This window comes from Streptomyces sp. NBC_00210 (genome assembly GCF_045160975.1).
Lineage (GTDB): Bacteria > Actinomycetota > Actinomycetes > Streptomycetales > Streptomycetaceae > Streptomyces.
The window spans coordinates 8,115,072-8,131,422 of record NZ_CP108120.1; the positions used below are offsets into that span (position 1 = coordinate 8,115,072).

16 protein-coding genes are annotated in these 16,351 nt (G+C 69.4%); 9 read left to right on the top strand and 7 right to left on the bottom strand.

The annotated features are described in order from the left end of the window. The first annotated feature begins 27 nt into the window (after positions 1-27). From OG729_RS36510 to ligA, 3 genes are all read left to right on the top strand, one after another. Positions 28-1,566: an amino acid adenylation domain-containing protein gene (locus OG729_RS36510; protein WP_405810302.1), complete on the top strand. Its 1,539-nt coding sequence runs from the start codon at positions 28-30 to the stop codon at positions 1,564-1,566. Between the two features lie 9 nt (positions 1,567-1,575). Continuing rightward, positions 1,576-1,947, top strand: a complete 372-nt coding sequence (locus OG729_RS36515) for a nuclear transport factor 2 family protein (protein ID WP_360868574.1) — start codon at positions 1,576-1,578, stop codon at positions 1,945-1,947. Between the two features lie 99 nt (positions 1,948-2,046). Further along, the gene (ligA, locus tag OG729_RS36520; RefSeq protein WP_405810303.1) at positions 2,047-4,158 is read left to right on the top strand and encodes an NAD-dependent DNA ligase LigA; all 2,112 of its coding nucleotides are present in this window, start codon (positions 2,047-2,049) and stop codon (positions 4,156-4,158) included. Between the two features lie 137 nt (positions 4,159-4,295). Here ligA and OG729_RS36525 read toward each other — a convergent pair whose 3' ends face one another. From OG729_RS36525 to OG729_RS36550, 6 genes are all read right to left on the bottom strand, one after another. Then, positions 4,296-4,847, bottom strand: coding sequence for a GNAT family N-acetyltransferase (locus OG729_RS36525; protein ID WP_405811408.1), 552 nt, complete (start codon positions 4,845-4,847; stop codon positions 4,296-4,298). Beyond that, entirely contained in the window at positions 4,769-4,945 is a 177-nt protein-coding gene (locus OG729_RS36530; RefSeq protein WP_405811410.1) for a penicillin acylase family protein, read from the bottom strand. The genes OG729_RS36525 and OG729_RS36530 overlap by 79 nt, the downstream gene beginning before the upstream one ends. A gap of 86 nt (positions 4,946-5,031) precedes the next feature. Then, positions 5,032-7,032, bottom strand: a complete 2,001-nt coding sequence (locus OG729_RS36535) for a Xaa-Pro dipeptidyl-peptidase (RefSeq protein WP_405810304.1) — start codon at positions 7,030-7,032, stop codon at positions 5,032-5,034. 127 nt (positions 7,033-7,159) lie between these two features. Then, positions 7,160-8,338: an alpha/beta hydrolase gene (locus OG729_RS36540; RefSeq protein WP_360868584.1), complete on the bottom strand. Its 1,179-nt coding sequence runs from the start codon at positions 8,336-8,338 to the stop codon at positions 7,160-7,162. A gap of 156 nt (positions 8,339-8,494) precedes the next feature. After that, entirely contained in the window at positions 8,495-8,944 is a 450-nt protein-coding gene (locus OG729_RS36545) for an SgcJ/EcaC family oxidoreductase (RefSeq protein WP_405810306.1), read from the bottom strand. A 122-nt stretch (positions 8,945-9,066) separates the two neighbouring features. Then, positions 9,067-9,726: a histone deacetylase gene (locus OG729_RS36550; RefSeq protein WP_405810308.1), complete on the bottom strand. Its 660-nt coding sequence runs from the start codon at positions 9,724-9,726 to the stop codon at positions 9,067-9,069. 80 nt (positions 9,727-9,806) lie between these two features. On the opposite strand from OG729_RS36550, the gene OG729_RS36555 reads away from it, so the two are divergent. The 6 genes from OG729_RS36555 to OG729_RS36580 all read left to right on the top strand — a co-directional run bounded on the left by OG729_RS36555 (position 9,807) and on the right by OG729_RS36580 (position 14,528). Continuing rightward, a complete protein-coding gene (locus OG729_RS36555; protein ID WP_405811412.1) occupies positions 9,807-10,301 on the top strand; it encodes a GNAT family N-acetyltransferase in 495 nt (164 codons plus the stop codon). A gap of 311 nt (positions 10,302-10,612) precedes the next feature. Then, positions 10,613-11,380 carry an ABC transporter substrate-binding protein gene (locus OG729_RS36560; protein ID WP_360868796.1) on the top strand — a complete coding sequence of 256 codons (768 nt, stop codon included), beginning with the start codon at positions 10,613-10,615 and terminating at the stop codon, positions 11,378-11,380. Next, complete coding sequence (locus OG729_RS36565) at positions 11,347-12,177, top strand: amino acid ABC transporter permease (protein ID WP_360868594.1); 831 nt, start codon at positions 11,347-11,349, stop codon at positions 12,175-12,177. Before OG729_RS36560 ends, OG729_RS36565 begins: the two co-directional genes overlap by 34 nt. A gap of 7 nt (positions 12,178-12,184) precedes the next feature. After that, positions 12,185-13,033 carry an amino acid ABC transporter ATP-binding protein gene (locus tag OG729_RS36570; RefSeq protein WP_405810310.1) on the top strand — a complete coding sequence of 283 codons (849 nt, stop codon included), beginning with the start codon at positions 12,185-12,187 and terminating at the stop codon, positions 13,031-13,033. Between the two features lie 87 nt (positions 13,034-13,120). Beyond that, positions 13,121-14,052 (top strand): IS5 family transposase gene (locus tag OG729_RS36575; RefSeq protein ID WP_405803601.1). Its coding sequence is split into 2 segments (ribosomal slippage): positions 13,121-13,468 and positions 13,471-14,052, totalling 930 coding nucleotides; the frame shifts between segments, so codons are not numbered across the junction. Positions 14,053-14,288: 236 nt separating this feature from the next. Then, complete coding sequence (locus tag OG729_RS36580; protein WP_405810311.1) at positions 14,289-14,528, top strand: hypothetical protein; 240 nt, start codon at positions 14,289-14,291, stop codon at positions 14,526-14,528. A gap of 70 nt (positions 14,529-14,598) precedes the next feature. Here OG729_RS36580 and OG729_RS36585 read toward each other — a convergent pair whose 3' ends face one another. After that, positions 14,599-16,326, bottom strand: a complete 1,728-nt coding sequence (locus tag OG729_RS36585) for a hypothetical protein (RefSeq protein ID WP_405810312.1) — start codon at positions 16,324-16,326, stop codon at positions 14,599-14,601. Positions 16,327-16,351: the final 25 nt, after the last annotated feature.

The window sequence follows — 16,351 nt, forward strand, 5'->3', positions numbered from 1 at the left end:
CCCCGCACCGGAAAGGCAGCAACACCCATGTCCACAGCGCCCACGGGCCCCACGGCCCTCGATGTCGTCGATGCCTTCCGACAGGCGGCCAGGCAGCATCCCGACCGGACGGCGATCGTGCACGACGGGACGGCGATGGACTACCGCACCCTCGACACGCTGGTCACCGGTGTCGCTGCGCGGCTCGGTCCCGGCCCCGGCACGGTCGCCGTCGCGGCCACCCGGACGGCGAGCACCGTTGTCGCGCTGCTGGGCGTGCTCGCCGCGGGCGGGACGTACTGCCCGATCGACCCGCAGTATCCCGCCGAGCGCCGCGATGCCCTGGCCCGCGCGGCGGGCTGCCGAGTCGTCATCGCCACCGGCGACGGGCCGACGCTGCTGTCCGGAGTGCCTGCCATCGACATCCGGAACATGAGCGACGGCTGTGACACGAGTGGCCGGGACACGAGCCCGGCGGGGCAGCCGTCCGACATCGGCGAACCGGACGAACCGGCTTACATCCTGTTCACCTCAGGTTCCACCGGAGCACCCAAGCCGGTCGTGACGCCGCGGCGCGCCATCGCCGCCGCCGTGAGCTCCCTTGGGCAGTTCCTCGGGCTCAACGACGGAGACCGCGTGCTCCAGTTCGCGTCCCTCAACTGGGACACCTGCTTCGAGGAGATCCTGCCCGCGCTGACCACCGGCGCCGCGCTCGTCTTCGATCACGCGGCGCACGCGGGCTCATTCGCCCGGTTCCTCGACGTGATCGACCGGCAACGGATCAGCGTCGTGGATCTGCCCACCGCCTACTGGCACGAATGGGTACGCCATCTGATCCGCGAGCGGCAGTCACTGCCCCCGTCGCTGCGGATCGTCGTCATCGGCGGCGAGGCAGCCCACCCCGCCCGGCTGGCCGACTGGCGGGCCCTGGACACTGCGGACGTACGGCTCGTGAACACCTACGGCTGTACCGAAACGACCCTGGTCACCCACGCCGTGGACCTGTACGGGCCGCTCGCCGCGGCGGACCTCGCCGGCGAGCGGGTGCCGATCGGCGGCCCGCTGCCGCATGTCGTCGAACGCCTGGGTGGCGACGGCGAGTTGCTGATCGGCGGGGACTCGGTGGCCCTCGGCTACCAGGGGCTGCCCACCGCGACCGCGGAGAAGTTCCTCGTCCTCGGCACACCGGCAGGACCCGTGCGCTTCTTCCGTACCGGAGACCTGGTGCGCCGCTTGGACGGAGGCGTCCTTCTCCACGAGGGCCGCGCCGACCATCAGCTCAAGGTCGCGGGCATCCGGGTGGATCCGGGCGAGGCCGAGGCACTGATCTCGGAGCACCCGCACGTGGCCGCCGTGGCGGTCACCGGTCAGAACCTCGACGGCCTGACCAGCCTGGTCGCCTACGTCGTCGGCGCGCCCGGGAGCGATGCCGCCCAGCTGCCCGGCGACATTCTGGCCTTCATGCGCCCGCGCAGCCCCCGCCATCTGATCCCGGCCAGGATCGTCGTCACCGAGCGGCTGGCGCACACGGCGAGCGGGAAGGTCGACCGCGCACGTCTGCCCGGGCTCGCCGACGCAGGGAGTTAGGCTCCCGGCATGACTGACCAGGAGGAGCAGGCCGTCGATGCCGTCGTCGAGAGGGAGCTGCGGCTCCTCGATCCCGCGGTGCGTGACTCACCCGACCTGGTCCTTGAGCTGCTGGACCCGGAGTTCTTCGAATTCGGGGCATCGGGTCGGCGCTGGGACCGCAAGACGATTCTGGCCGCGATCACGCCCGCTCCGGGCGAGCCGGTGACCACCACCGCGGTCAGCGAACTGGTCGGGAAGCTGCTGGCTCCCGGCCTCGTCCAGTTGACGTACGTGTCCGACTCGGGCGGACGCCGGGCGCGCCGGAGCTCGCTTTGGCGCTGGACCTCGGAAGGCTGGCGGATGTACTTCCACCAGGGCACGCCGATCGGCGAGGAGTAAGCCGGAGCAGAGCGGGAGCCACGCGCTGGGCAGGTGCGGCGGCCCGGGCAAGGACGCGGGCCGGGGCCATTGTCAGTGGTGGGCGCCAGTATGAGAGCCATGACGACATCAACTGCCGCGCATGCCGCTGCCGCGGCTCTCGCCGACTCCGCCGCGTACGCCGAAGCGGTCGAGACCGCGACACAGGCCGCCGCTGCCTACTACGCGACGGGCGAGAGCACCCTCGACGACGATGCGTACGACCGCCTGGTGCGCGGGATCGCCGCGTACGAACAGGCGCATCCGGACGAGGTGTCGGCCGCTTCACCGACCGGGAAGGTCGCCGGGGGAGCGGCCGTCGGGGATGTGCCGCACACGGTGCCGATGCTCTCCCTGGACAACGTCTTCTCCGGCGAGCAGCTGCACGCGTGGGTCGCCTCGGTGGAGCGCCGGATCGGCAGGACGGTCGAGCAGTGGAGCGTCGAGCCGAAGCTGGACGGACTCGCGATCGCCGCGCGCTACGAGGACGGCCGGCTCACCCGGCTCATCACCCGCGGTGACGGGAGCGCCGGTGAGGACGTGTCGCACGCGATCGGCACCATCACGGGCCTGCCGGACCGGCTCGCCGAGCCGGTCACGCTGGAGGTGCGCGGCGAAGTGCTGATGACCAACGAGCAGTTCGAGCAGGCCAACACGGTGCGCACCGCGCACGGCGGCGCCCCCTTCGCCAACCCGCGCAACGGCGCGGCGGGCACGCTGCGCGCCAAGGACCGCGAATACCGGGTCGAGATGACGTTCTTCGGCTACGGCGCCCTGCCGCTGGCCGCCTCCGGCACGGCGCTCGACGAGCAACTGCGTCAGTGGCCGCACAGCAGTCTCATGACCTACGTCGCGGGGCTGGGCGTGCACACCGCCGAGACCACCCCGGTCGCGCCGCGCACTCTGACGACCATCGACGAGATACAGGCCCGTGTCGATGAAATTGCCGCGCTGCGCCCGGAGTTGGCGTTCGGTATCGACGGCATCGTCATCAAGGCGGACCTCGCCGCCGACCAGGCCGCGGCCGGGTCCGGCTCGCGGGCGCCGCGCTGGGCGATCGCGTACAAGCTGCCCGCCGTGGAGAAGGTCACCACCCTCCTCGGCGTGGAGTGGAACGTGGGGCGCACCGGCATCATCGCGCCCCGCGCCGTGCTGGAGCCGGTGGAGATCGACGGATCGACCGTCACCTATGCGACCCTCCACAACCCCGCCGACATCACCCGACGCGACCTGCGCATCGGTGATCGCGTGATGGTCTACAAGGCGGGCGACATCATCCCCCGCATCGAGGCGCCGGTCGCCCATCTGCGCACGGGTGAGGAGCAGCCGATCGCCTTCCCCGAGGCATGCCCGCAGTGCGGCTCGGAGATCGACACCTCGGAGCAGCGCTGGCGGTGTGTGCGAGGACGCGACTGCCGGCTGGTGGCCTCCGTTTCGTACGCGGCCGGACGCGACCAGCTCGACATCGAGGGTCTCGGCGCGACTCGCGTCGTCCAGCTGGTCGAAGCGGGACTCGTCAGCGACTTCGCCGATCTGTTCACGCTGACCCGCGAACAGCTCCTCGGCCTGGAGCGGATGGGGGAGACGAGCACCGACAATCTGATCGCGGCCATCGAGGGGGCGAAGGCGCGGCCGCTGTCCCGGGTCTTCTGCGCGCTCGGCGTACGCGGCACCGGCCGCTCGATGTCGCGCCGCATCGCCCGCCACTTCGCGACGATGGAGCACATACGCGCGGCCGACGCCGAAGCCCTTCAGCAGGTCGACGGCATCGGTGTGGAGAAGGCCAGACTGGTGGTAGCCGAACTCGCCGAACTGGGCTCCCTCATCGACAAGCTGACGGCAGCGGGCGTCAATATGACCGAGCCCGGTGCGACCCCGCCGGCCGAAGTGGGGGCAGCGGGAGAGAGCGACGACTCGGCTGATGCGGATGCGGGCCCGCTGGACGGCATGACGGTCGTGGTGACCGGCGCGATGACCGGAGCGCTGGAGAAGCTGTCCCGCAATCAGATGAACGAACTCGTCGAGCGGGCCGGGGGCAAGTCGTCCTCCAGTGTCTCGAAGCGCACGTCGCTCCTCGTCGCCGGTGAGAACGCCGGATCGAAGCGGGAGAGGGCGGAGCAGCTGGGCACGCGGATCGCCACGCCGGACGAGTTCGCCGAGCTGGTCGCCGACTTCCTCGACCAGCACAGCTGACCGGTCGACCGGCCGGGCCTCTCGCGCTGACCGGCCGGCCTCTCGCGCTGACCGGCGGGGCCGGCATCCGGGGCCAAGCCGGTCAGCCCGGCCGGTCCGCCCGGGTCGCTCAGCCCGAGCCCGTCGTCCCGGGGCGCTCAGCCGCGGCGCTCCTGCGGCTCGCGGCTGAAGAACGCCAGCCGCGCCCGCTTCTCCGGCTTGTCGATCTCCGGTCCGAGCTCGAACCCGGCACGGACCATGCGCTCGATGGCCTTCTGGTTGCGGGCATCCGGCTCGACGATGATCCGCCGGTGCGCCGGGTCGGCCAGCACGTAGGCGATGAGGACGCGAAGGATTTCGCCGGTGAAGCCCCGCTCCGTACGGCCGTCCGCGGGACCGATCAGGATGTGTACGCCGTAGTCGCCGGGCTGCACCTCGTAGCACTCGCCGACCGGGTCGGCGTCCGGTTCGTACGTCTGGAGGAGCGCGACCGGTTCGCCGTCCCGTTGGACCAGGAAGGCGTGATGGGTCGTGAGCGAGTCCAGATACTCATATATCTCCAGGACCTGTTCGCGGGTGTGGTCGGCCATGCCCCAGAACCGGGCCCGTTCCTCGGTGACCCAGCCGTGGATCAGATCGACGTCGGCGGCGGGATCCAGCGGGACGATGCGTACCGTCCCGAAGCCGTGCGTTCGACCTCGATCTGCCAGGCCCGGTCCGCCGCGACGTTGCGCCCCTGGACGTAGGCGAGTTCGTCCGGACTGCCGGCCCGCAGATGCGGGATCCCCCAGGCGTCCCGGTAGACCATTGCGCGCACACTGCTCTCCGACTCTCTTAGGTTAGGCTCGCCTAACCTAGAGGACGGATGTTCGAGAATCAATTCCGGCCAGGGGCTCAGTATTCTGATGCGGTGCCGCGTCCTGGCCTGCTACCCGGTGCGCGGGTGAGATGTAAGGGACTTAAGGGCCTCCCGACCGGGAGCGTGACCGTGCTGACCCCGGCCCGTACCGTCATCCGCGTCCCTGCCGGATACCGCAGCGTGTAGTCGTAGTCCGTCGAGATCAGCACCACGCCCAGCCGGTGCCCCCTCTTGAAGACGTAGTCCTGAGGCTGCATCGCCCAATCCAGTCGGTACTCCCGGCCCTCCACGACCTTGTCCTGCCGAGCGATCGAATTGCGGTTACGGGCGTCCAGCCAGCCGCGCGACACAATCTTGAAGTCGGCCGTCTCGGTGCGGTGCACTGTCCGGTAGGTGCAGCCCGTGTCCTCGGGGATGCCCTCTCCGTAGCAGATCAGCTTGGAGGTGTCCGCGACCGTGCCCGCCGTCGCGCGCGTGTCCGTGCCGTAGTCGACGAGCAGCGCCGTCACATACGGGGACGTCCCGTCCAGTGAAGCCCGTACCGACACCTCGGGCACGCCGTTGACCCGCAGATCCCGGGGCAGCGGGCCCGTCGTGTACGCCAGCCGGTTCGCCTTCGCCGTGTCCGGATCGGCCACCAGCCGCTCCGCCGTAACCGTGCGGCCTTCGTCCGTCAGCGACTGCTTGACCGGCCGGCCGGGCAGCGGCGCGAGGCCGTCCTCGTTCAGCCGCAGTGTCACATCGCGGGTGCCGCGCGCCGGCCACTCGGACTGCTGACGCCAGCTGAAGTCGGACTGTTCGACATCGACCCGTGGCGCGTCGAGTGCGCCGTTGTCCAGGTCGTACAGCCAGTAGTCGAACCACTGGTGCAGCTGTCGCAGCCACTCCTCCATCCGCAGCGGCATGGGATTGGTGTGGCCCGCCTGATGCAGCCACAGCTTGCGCGGCACGTCGTACTTCTTCAGGGCCTCCCACAACTGCCCGAAGTGCTGGGTCTTCACATTCCAGTCGTTGCCGCCGTGCACGGCGAAGACCCCGGCCCTGATCTTCCGTACGTCCTTGACATAGTCGCGCTCCGCCCAGAACCGGCTCCAGTCACCGGTCGTGCGGTCCTGATCGGCCGTCAGCCGGTCAAGGACGGGCTTGCAGATCTCCCGGTCGGTGCGGCTGTAGACGTACTTGGCGAGGACGTCGGTGTCCTCGCCCTGATAGCCGCCGGGGGCCACGACCCCGCCGTTCGCCCGGTAGTAGTCGTACCAGGACGATATGCCGGAGATCGGCACGATCGCCTTGAGTCCCTCAACGCCCGTCGTGGCCACGGCAGTCGGCAGCGTCCCGTTGTACGAGATCCCCATCATCGCCGCATTGCCGGTCGACCAGGCCGCGCCGACGGGCCTGCCCTCCAGGTCCCAGCCCCTGGCCCGGCCGTTCAGCCAGTCCACGACCGCCTTCGCGCCGAGCGTCTCATTGCGGCCACCGGATGTCGGGCAGCCGGTCGAACCGCCCGTGCCGACGCTGTCGACCTGGGCGACCGCATAGCCGCGCGGCAGAAAGTAGTTGTCCGTATAGCCGGAGAACGGCACGGCCGGACCGACGAGGCCGGGCGGCCGCCGGTCGCCGGAGCTCAGCCTGTCGGCCGGCAGGCCGTCCTCGTCCAGATCCACCTCATGGTTCGGCACATCGTTGCCCCCGGCCCAGTACGGGCTCGCCTCGATGATCGTGGCGACCTTCAGTCCGGTGTCGGTCTCCTTCGGACGCAGAATCCGCATCCGTACGGTGTCGCGCCGCCCGTCGCCGTCGCTGTCCGTCGCCGTCTCGACGTTCACCTGCTGGAACACCGCGTCGGCGCGCGAGAAGGCGGGCTGCGTCTCATTGCCGACGATCTTCAGCCCCGCGGCCTGGGCATACGCGGGGTCCGTCGCCTGCGCGGGGTCGTTCGCCCGCGCCGTGGGGGCGGGCAGCGCCGTCATCAGGCAGGCAGCGAGGGCGCCGACGCCCAGCCTCCGTGCCGTACGTAACGCGGTCGGTCTCGCCATCGTGCCTCCAGAGCCCGGGAAGTGACGATCACGCGGGGAGCGCGCGCACATTCCATCGCGCCCGCACCGCCCCGCGCCAGAGCGCAACTCCCGCCACGTACACCACATGTGTGGCCGGGCGCCGCGGCTAGGAAGGGTTGTGCAGCTTCACTTCCGGGTTCTGCGGCGACGGACCGTCGAGCAGGGGCTGTGCGATGCCCCGCAGATGCAGGTCGTAGAAGGCACCCACATAGTCACGGGTGATCTCACCCGCACGCTTCCCGGGCAGCGGCTCCTCCGGGTCGCTCAGTCCCAACTGCGCACCGAGCACCGGCAGATCGGTGAAGGCGAAGTGGCCCGAACCGGCGACGGTCACCCAGCGCTTCCAGCCGTCCAGATTGCTCCAGGCGCGGTCCCAGGTGGTGTCCTTGCTGCCGGGGCTGTGCCCGGCCTCGGTGCCGAGCATCATGAAGGGACGTCCGCCCAGGCCCGCGGCGGTGGGTGCGGTCGCGAAGGCGCCGTCCATGTTCACCCCGGCGCGTATCCGCCTGTCGAGCGCCATCGTCGCCGCGGTGCTCGCGCCGCCGATGGAGTGACCGCCCATGCCGATCCGCCTCGGGTCGATCATGCGGGCATACCGCCAGGCCGGGTGACGTCCCGTCAGCCGGTCCAGTACGAAGGAGAGATCCTTCGCCCGTCCGTCGGCGATCTGGCCGGTCCCCTGAGCGGTCTCGCAGGCCGTGCAGGGCAGCGTCCGGCCACCGGGAAAGGTCACACCCACGGCCTCGTAGGCGTGGTCGACGGTGGCGACGACATAGCCGCGGCTGGTCAGTTCCTCGGCGAGAGCGGTGATGGTGCTACGAGGCGCGGTGAAGCCGGGGGAGAGCACCACGAGCGGGAAGCGGCCGTGCGCGGGCCGCGCGCCGCGCGACGAGTGGGTGCGGGTGCCGCTGAGGACCTCGGCCGGAATCAGCTTGTCCAGGTCCTGATACTCCAGCAGCAGCCGGGCTTCCTTGGTGGTCATGTACGGGGAGGGCGTGCCGGTACCGGGCCGTGCCGGGTAGTACATCGACACCATCAGTTCCCGCGCACCCGCTGTGGGCACCCAGTGGTCGCGGCGGGAGGTGTCGACGAGGTGCAGTGTGTTGCGCCCGACGGCGTACGGTCCTGTGGGGCGCGGCAGTTCCAGCTGAACGCCCTTGGCGTCGATGGGCGCGGCGGCGTGCGCGGCGGCGCGCCCCTGCTGCGGAGCGGCCAATGCCGTACCCGTCCCGGCCAGCGACAGCACGAGCGCGGCGGCGATGGCGGTATGACGGACTCGGGTCATCCCGGAGGTCTCCTTCTCCTGGTGGCCGGCGTCGGGCGACGGCCTGATGGAGGCGAGCCTAGGAATCACGCAGGAGGTGCGGCATCACTCCACGGAGCCAACTCTCCGTACGGCTCAGGGTGGAGGCGCCGTCAGCAAAGCACCCCGCAGTAGGGGTTACCTCCGGGCTGCCGGTACGAGCCCGGGGGCGACCTTGAAGGAGATGCCCTCCATGAGCCGCCTGGCCTTGGTGTTGTGGAAGGCGGCGATGCGCCACCGCCCGTCGGCCTCGCGGACCATCGTGTACGTCTGCGCCTTGACGAGCTTCTTCGGCTGCTTGCCCTTGTAGGTGTCGCCCCATCCCGTGACCACGGCGGTGTCGGGCCCGTAGAAGCGGATGTCGACGATCTCGTCGGCCAGTCGGGTGCCCTTGAGGAAGGTGGAGAACAGGGTGCGGTGGCTCTCGACGATGTCGCGGCGGCCGCGGTAGTGGGTGCCGACGAAGGTGGTGTACGTGGCGTCGGCGGTGAAGAGTTCGCCGTACGCGTCGGCGTCGTGCCGACGCCAGGCCTCGACGAGGTCGGCGATGACGGCGGAGACCTCGTGCTCGTCCGCTGTGGTGTCCATGGGGTCCTCCAGTTGGTTGCGCCGATCTGAAGCTTGCACATCTGCAATATATGCATGCATGCAGATAGTTGGCAAGGGGGATCCCGGGACGGGTCGCGACGGAACGGGCGCCGTGCACGGCGTCACTCGATGAGGCGGGCAATCTCCACTGTGCTCCAATGCCCGGCCGCACCCGGGCAAGCCGCCACATACTCGACAATGTCGGACACACTCCAGGCGCCCGCCTCCAGGAGGCCGGCGGACAGGTGCTTCAGGTAGGGCGCCGACGGTGTGTTCCACTCGACATCGGCCATGGCCCACGGAGCCGTGAAGGTGAGCACCGGAACCCCGTCCAGCGCGCCCGGACAGACAAGCGTCTCGTAACGCCCCTCTCCGAGCACTGCCCGGCCGGCACTCAGGACTTCCGTCAGGTCGAGGTCCCGGCCCGGCTCCGCGTACATCTCCTGCGCCGCGATGTCCGAGAACTGTCCGGAAGTGACCAGGTGCGCCCTGGCGAGTGCCTGCCCGTCGGTGTCCGGATCGTAGAAGGCTCGCCCGCCGGTCCACACGGCCGACTCGGTGGCGAAGTACACCTGGCCGCGGAGTTCCACCGGGACGGACGCCTGTGGCGGCCGCTTGTCGCGACAACCCGGGTACGTTCTCGTGGCGCCGGGGGGCCGCCCGCCCGTGATGTAGTGCATCAGCCGGCCGATGTGCATGTTGGAGCCGTACGAGGCGTACCAGACCAGACGTGGCGAGGTGTCCTCGACCAATCGCTGATCGATGACGCGGGGGCTGATCATCGGGTCCCCTCCTTTGTCCGGTCCGCTGGTGAACTGCCGCGGCTGCGTCGACAGGTAATACTCTCTCCATGACTTCGCGTATGACGGACGCCCGCGGCGGGGCGCGCCGGGCGGCCGTAGGGAGCCGGGCGGCCGTAGGGATCAGACGAGCCACCGCCCGCGACGCGAAGCGGCTGACCCGGCTGGTGCGCCGTTCTCGCGCCTATGAGGGCCCGTACGCCCCGATGATCGCCGGATACCGGGTGGGGCCCGACTACCTCGAGACCCACTCGGTCTTCGTCGCCGTCGGCGAGGACGGGATACCTCTGGGCTTCTATGCCCTCATCCTGTCCCCGCCGGAACTCGACCTGCTGTTCGTCGCCGATGCCGCCCAGGGACTCGGCATCGGCCGCCTGCTCATCGAGCACATGGTCGGCGGGGCGCGCGATGCGGGGATCGAGGCCGTGCGCGTCGTCTCACACCCGCCCGCCGAAGGCTTCTACCTCAGCGTGGGCGCGCAGCGGATCGGCACCGTGCGCGCTAATCCGCCCGCGGTGCTGTGGGACCGTCCCGAACTGGCCATTCCGATCGTCTGACGCGAACCCGGGCGGCCGGTGACCCGACCGCCGCACGCGCCGGCGCACTCGTCCCCGTTCGTCGCCGTTCACCCGGTCTTGTCCGGTCGCAACTGGACACCCTCCCGTCTCATCAGGTGGAACGCCGCGTGGACAGCTGGGTCATCCCGCGCCGCCGGTGCCTTACGATCTCCGCGGGCAGTCGCGCCTGCCGATCGCCCGCAACCGCACATCGATGGAGGTCAACCGTGTTCTGGACGGCCAGCGGACACCGCAGCAACCGCACCAGCATCCGTGCCCGCGCCACCGCAGCCGGAGCCGTGGCGGCGGGGATGTTCCTTGCCGTGGGCTGTTCCTCGGGAGACGACGGTGCGGGTGAAGCGGCGGGCGGCGTCCCCGTGGTCCACAAGGGCAAGCTGACCACCTGCACCCATCTGCCGTACCCGCCGTTCCAGTTCGAGCAGGGCGGCAAGGTCGTCGGTTTCGACGTGGCGCTGGTCGACCTTGTGGCGAAGAACCTCAAGGTCGAGCAGAAGATCGTGGACACCCCGTTCGAGAACTTCAAGACCGGCGCCTTCCTCAACTCCGGCGAGTGCGACCTGGCCGCCGCGGGCATGACGATCACGGATGAGCGCAAGAAGAACGTGGACTTCTCCGTCCCGTACTTCGACGCCACGCAGGCGCTGCTCGCGACCAAGAAGAGCGGCGTGAAGTCCCTCGCGGACGTCAAGGCCAAGAACAAGAAGCTGGGCGCCCAGGCGGAGACCACCGGCGAGAGCTACGCCAAGGACCAGGGCTTCAACCCGGTCGCGTTCGAGAGCTCGGACGCGGTGCTCAACGGGCTGCGCACCGGTCAGGTCGACGCCGTCGTCATCGACTACCCGGTCGTCCAGGGCTGGCTCAAGGACAAGACGAACGCCGCCGAATTCGTCCTCGGTGACAACATCGACACCGGCGAGCAGTACGGCATCTCGGTGAAGAAGGGCAACAAGAAGCTCCTCGACGCCATCAACAAGGCGATCACGGACGCCCGCGCGGACGGCACGTACAAGAAGCTCTACGAGCAGTGGATCGGCCCGCTGCCCCAGGGCACGTCGTGACCTCTCGGCTGACCAGGCGCCAGCGGCGCCGTGTCTCGCAGGGCATCCAGTACGCCGTGTTCGTCGCGGCGATAGCCGCGGTCGGCCTTCTGGCCGACTGGGGCAGGCTCCAGAACCAGTTCGCGCAGAAGGACCTGGCGAAGGAGCTCTTCCCGGACATCATCACGACCGCGCTGCGCAACACGGTGATCTACACCCTCTCCGGCTTCGTCTTCGGCCTGGTGCTCGGTCTGATCATCGCGCTGATGCGGCTCTCCTCCGTCGCTCCCTACCGGTGGGTCGCCACCGTCTACATCGAGCTCTTCCGTGGTCTGCCCGCCCTGCTGATCTTCATCTTCGTGGGCGTGGCGGTGCCACTGGCGTTCCCCGGGACCCAGATTCCCGGTGGTACGTACGGCAAGGTCGCGCTCGGTCTTGGACTGGTCGCCGCGGCCTATATGGCGGAAACGATCCGGGCGGGCATCCAGGCGGTGCCCAAGGGACAGATGGAGGCGGCCCGTTCGCTCGGCTTCTCACACGGCCGGGCCATGGTGTCGGTGATCATTCCGCAGGCGTTCCGCATCGTCATCCCGCCACTGACCAATGAGCTCGTCCTGCTGTTCAAGGACTCCTCGCTGGTGCTGTTCCTCGGTGTCACGCTGGAGGAACGGGAGCTGACCAAGTTCGGCAGGGACCTGGCCAGCCAGACCGCCAACTCGACCCCGATCCTGGTCGCGGGGCTCTGCTATCTCCTGGTGACCGTGCCGCTGAGCTTCGTGGTGCGCCGCCTGGAGGCCCGCTCCGAGAAGGCCAGGTGAGGACGTGATGTCTCAGAAGACGGACACGGTGGACAGCATGGGCGCGGACCGCGCGGAGATCGAGATCCGGGGCCTGCACAAGTCCTTCGGGGACAACGAGGTCCTGCGGGGCATCGACCTGGACATCGCCCGCGGCGAGGTGGTGTGCGTCATCGGACCGTCGGGGTCGGGCAAGTCGACCCTGCTGCGCTGCGTCAATCTGCTGGAGGAGCCCACCTCCGGCCAGGTCTTCGTGGGCGGTACGGAAGTCACCGACCTGGACGTGGACATCGACGCGGTACGCCGCCGTATCGGCATGGTCTTCCAGCAGTTCAACCTCTTCCCGCATGTGAGCGTGACCGAGAACCTCACGCTGCCCCAGCGGCGCGTGCTGGGCCGGGGCAAGGCACAGGCCGCCGCCGTGGCCCGGGAGAACCTCGACCGCGTGGGTCTTGCCGACAAGGCGGATGCCTATCCGGCGCAGCTGTCCGGCGGGCAGCAGCAGCGGGTGGCGATTGCACGGGCGCTGTCGATGGGGCCCAAGGTGATGCTTTTCGACGAGCCGACCTCGGCGCTCGACCCCGAGCTGGTGGGCGATGTGCTCTCGGTGATGCGGCTGCTGGCCGCCGAGGGCATGACGATGATGGTCGTCACGCACGAGATGAGTTTCGCGCGGGAGGTCGCCGACCGGGTCGTGTTCATGGACGGCGGAGTGATCGTCGAGCAGGGGCCGGCCGAGCAGGTTGTGGGCGATCCGCAGCACGAGCGGACCAGGAACTTCCTGATGCGCATTCTGGATCCCGCGGCGGCCGATGCCCCCGTGGGGGACGCCGGGCCGGATGTGCGCAAGCCGGACGGCGGCCCTTCCGAAGGGTGATCGGATCGCAGTGCCATCGGGGAGCGACTTAGGCACTGTTTCTCGGATCTCGGGACGTGAGCGGGGGGTTGGGGTCAGGCTCGGGGTATGGGCCGTGGGGATCTGACAAATGCGGAATGGGATCGGCTGGCTTCGTGCTTACCTCGTGGTGGTACTCGTGGGGGCCGGTGGAGCGATCACCGTCGGGTGATCAACGGGGTCCTCTACCGGGTGCGGACGGGTGTTCAGTGGCGGGATCTTCCGGAACGGTTCGGGCCGTGGGAGACGGTCTATAAGCGGCATCGCCGCTGGTCCGCGGATGGAACGTGGGAGATGCTGCTGTCGAAGGTCCAGGCCGCCGAGGACGCCGCGGGCCGGATCGACTGGGACGTCTCGGTGGACTCAACAGCGGTGCGGGCCCACCAGCACGCCGCCGGCGCAAGGAAGGCTCGGCCGGCCGCGGTTGTTCAAAAGGGGGCCGTCCGGGGGACGAACCAGGCCGATCCGGTGCTTCGGAAGCTGGCCGCCCGATTGGCGGAGGTGGTCAGATCGGCGAATGCCTGGGACGCTCCCGCGGAGGCTTCACGACCAAAATCCACCTCGCCGCGGAGGGACGATGCCGACCCCTCGCCCTCGTCCTGACACCCGGACACTACGGCGACGGCCCTCAGCTCGAGCGCGTGCTGGAGCAGGTATCCGTGCCTCGCACCGGAGTCGGGCGGCCCCGCACCCGCCCCGACCATGTCCTGGCGGACAAGGCCTACACGTCCCGAATTAACCGTCGTTACCTGCGACGACGTGGAATCCGGCACACCATCCCCGAACGTCTCGACCAGCAAGAACACCGCCGCAACCGCGGTTCCCGAGGCGGCCGGCCCACCGGTTTCGACAGCGAGCGCTACAAGAAGCGCAACACCGTCGAACGCGCCATCAACCGGTTGAAGGGCTTCCGAGCCGTCGCCACCCGCTACGAGAAACGCGCCTACATCTACCTCGGCACCGTCACACTCGCAGCACTCCTGATCTGGCTCCGCACATGATCCGAGAAACAGCGCCTAAGTCGCTCCCCGATGGCACTTATGGCCGATGAACCGTCCTTGTCCCGTGGCCGGAACCTGGTGCTGAAGCGCCAGCACTCGGAGCGTCGGTCAAGGGGAGACACGGTGAATGAGCCACGGGAGCACGAGCCCGCGATCGACCCTGGAGTCGGGCCCGCGATCGAGCCTGGAGTCGAGCGCGGCATCGATCGCACCGCAGCCGATCGCCCGTACGTCTCGTGCGAGGCGTCCACGATGAACCCATCTCGACCGACCTGCCCCATTCGCCGATCGCCGGATTCGACCTGGACATGGCCTCGTACGGCCTGGTGAAGGTGATCAGGCGGGACCACACCGACCCCGCTTCCGCCTATCGCTGGGAGCCGAAGCGATCCTTCCACGCGGTGGCCCGCCACAACCGTGCACGCCGCGACCATCGGCACGCGCCGTCGGCCTTCACGAACCACGGGGGTTCGTGAAGGCCGATGCGTCATCGCATCCCCTGTGTGCGACGAAGCTCTGCACTCGGCACGCTCTGCACGCGATGCTCTACATGACGCGCGTGGTCCACTGAAGGTTGGTCGGCTCCGGCGGGAACAGGGGTGCGTCGATACGGAATTGCGCTGCCTGGCCGCCCGGGGGCACGTACTGGGCGATGCCCGTGTAGCTGTACCGTGCGTCGGGCCCGTCACCGATGGCGAGCGGCGCGATCAGGGTCGGCACGCTCATGCAGTTGCCGTAGTCGACGGTCACGGTCGTGCCCGGACCGCCGGGCTGGGCCCAGGTGGTGCCGCACGGCACGGCGGCAGAGTGCCGGCTACCTCCCGTGCCCTGCTGCATGGGGCCTGAGCCAAGCCGGGCACCCCCGGTATGGGCGGACGGTGTCCCGGCCCGCTCAGCGGCAGCCTTCGGAGCAATGGTCTGCGAGCGTGTGGCCGCGCCGGGCGCGGGGGGCCAGCAGTAGGTCACCGTCTGCACATTGGTGTTCTCGGGCGGGAAGTACGAGGGATCGATCACCCACGACGTTCCCGCTCCGGGTTGTACGGTCCGGCACACCCGGGCGAGCGTGTACTGGGACTCGCTGCCCGCGCCCACGGCGAAGGGTGCCAAGGCCTGTGCGGTCGAGCCGCAGTTGACGTACTGCATGAAGACGGTCGTGTTCGCGCCGCCCGGCTGTTGCCAGCTGACACCGCACGCCGCGGCCCTCGCCGCCCGTGCCGTGCCGCCGCCCGTGGCGGCGGGTGCCTTCGGGGCGGCCGTCTTCGCGGCGGGTGCTTTCGCGGTGCCCGGGCGGCAGTCGGCCTGCGGATTGTCACGCAGCAGCCCGCACGCCATCAGCCATGCCTGGCCGGGACCGGTGTAGTGGTTCTCCAGGCCCTGGCGCAGATCGACCCACTGGAGGCGGGTGTCGGTGATGGCCGCGCGCACGGACTGCTGGAAGTTCTGCCCGATCCTGCCCCGGTACTTGGTGGGATTGGAGGTCTGACCAGTCTTCGGGTCGATCCTGCCGCCGTCCTTGTTCAGCCCCGTGTCGTCGCCGTTGAAGGGCGCGCCGTGCCGGACGTGACCGCGGCAGCCGCCCGGCACCATGTAGCAGCCGGTCGTGAGATCACGCGGGATGGAAGCCGCGGTGGGCTCGGGAGCGAGCGCGTTGAACAGCAGCGACGGCGTGGTCATGTTCAGCCCGGGCGGATTGTCGGGCCCCAGGGGCACATTCGGGGCGGCGATGTCTGCCCAGTTGGAGTGCGAATAGAAGTCCTGTACTGCATGAAGCAGTCGGCCCCAGTCGTAGAGGACCTGGCGCTTCGCCCGGTCGAACTCCGGCCCGGTCTTCAGCCGGTTGTTGATGTCCAGCAGATCGTCGGCGTCGTCGACAGCGGCGCTGAACGCCTCACGGGCGTGCTTCACGCAGGCCAGCAGCGCGGTGCTCGCCCGCTCGCGCGTCTGCGGATAGCCGCGGCCTGTGTTGTACGAAGGGTCGAGGTAGTCGGCGTTGTCACAGTGAGCCTCGTCGCCGTCGGCGCCGCCCGGCTTGAGGGGGTTGTCGGGCCAGCCGACCGCCCCGAAGAAGTTCGGGTTCTCAATGATCCCGCCACCGCCGGCCAGCACGGTCAGCGAGTTGGTGTCGAAGCAGTAGTCGCGGTCGGTGCCGCTCTGTGGGCAGCCGAGCGCGGCTCTGGTGATGTTGGAGTGTTCACGGCCCGGAATGGTTCCGTACGCCCGGGCTGCGGGCGCCGTTGCCACCGTGACCAGAAATGAGCCGGCCAGCAGGCTCACTAACGAAACGAGGGCGCCCCATCGG

Coding starts and splice junctions, on each gene's coding strand:
- OG729_RS36530 (WP_405811410.1), bottom strand. CDS start 4,945: ATGGTCTACCGGGACGCCTGGGGGATCCCGCATCTGCGGGCCGGCAGT.
- ligA (WP_405810303.1), top strand. CDS start 2,047: ATGACGACATCAACTGCCGCGCATGCCGCTGCCGCGGCTCTCGCCGAC.
- OG729_RS36510 (WP_405810302.1), top strand. CDS start 28: ATGTCCACAGCGCCCACGGGCCCCACGGCCCTCGATGTCGTCGATGCC.
- OG729_RS36545 (WP_405810306.1), bottom strand. CDS start 8,944: ATGGACACCACAGCGGACGAGCACGAGGTCTCCGCCGTCATCGCCGAC.
- OG729_RS36560 (WP_360868796.1), top strand. CDS start 10,613: ATGTTCCTTGCCGTGGGCTGTTCCTCGGGAGACGACGGTGCGGGTGAA.
- OG729_RS36535 (WP_405810304.1), bottom strand. CDS start 7,032: ATGGCGAGACCGACCGCGTTACGTACGGCACGGAGGCTGGGCGTCGGC.
- OG729_RS36515 (WP_360868574.1), top strand. CDS start 1,576: ATGACTGACCAGGAGGAGCAGGCCGTCGATGCCGTCGTCGAGAGGGAG.
- OG729_RS36540 (WP_360868584.1), bottom strand. CDS start 8,338: ATGACCCGAGTCCGTCATACCGCCATCGCCGCCGCGCTCGTGCTGTCG.
- OG729_RS36550 (WP_405810308.1), bottom strand. CDS start 9,726: ATGATCAGCCCCCGCGTCATCGATCAGCGATTGGTCGAGGACACCTCG.
- OG729_RS36555 (WP_405811412.1), top strand. CDS start 9,807: ATGACGGACGCCCGCGGCGGGGCGCGCCGGGCGGCCGTAGGGAGCCGG.
- OG729_RS36570 (WP_405810310.1), top strand. CDS start 12,185: ATGTCTCAGAAGACGGACACGGTGGACAGCATGGGCGCGGACCGCGCG.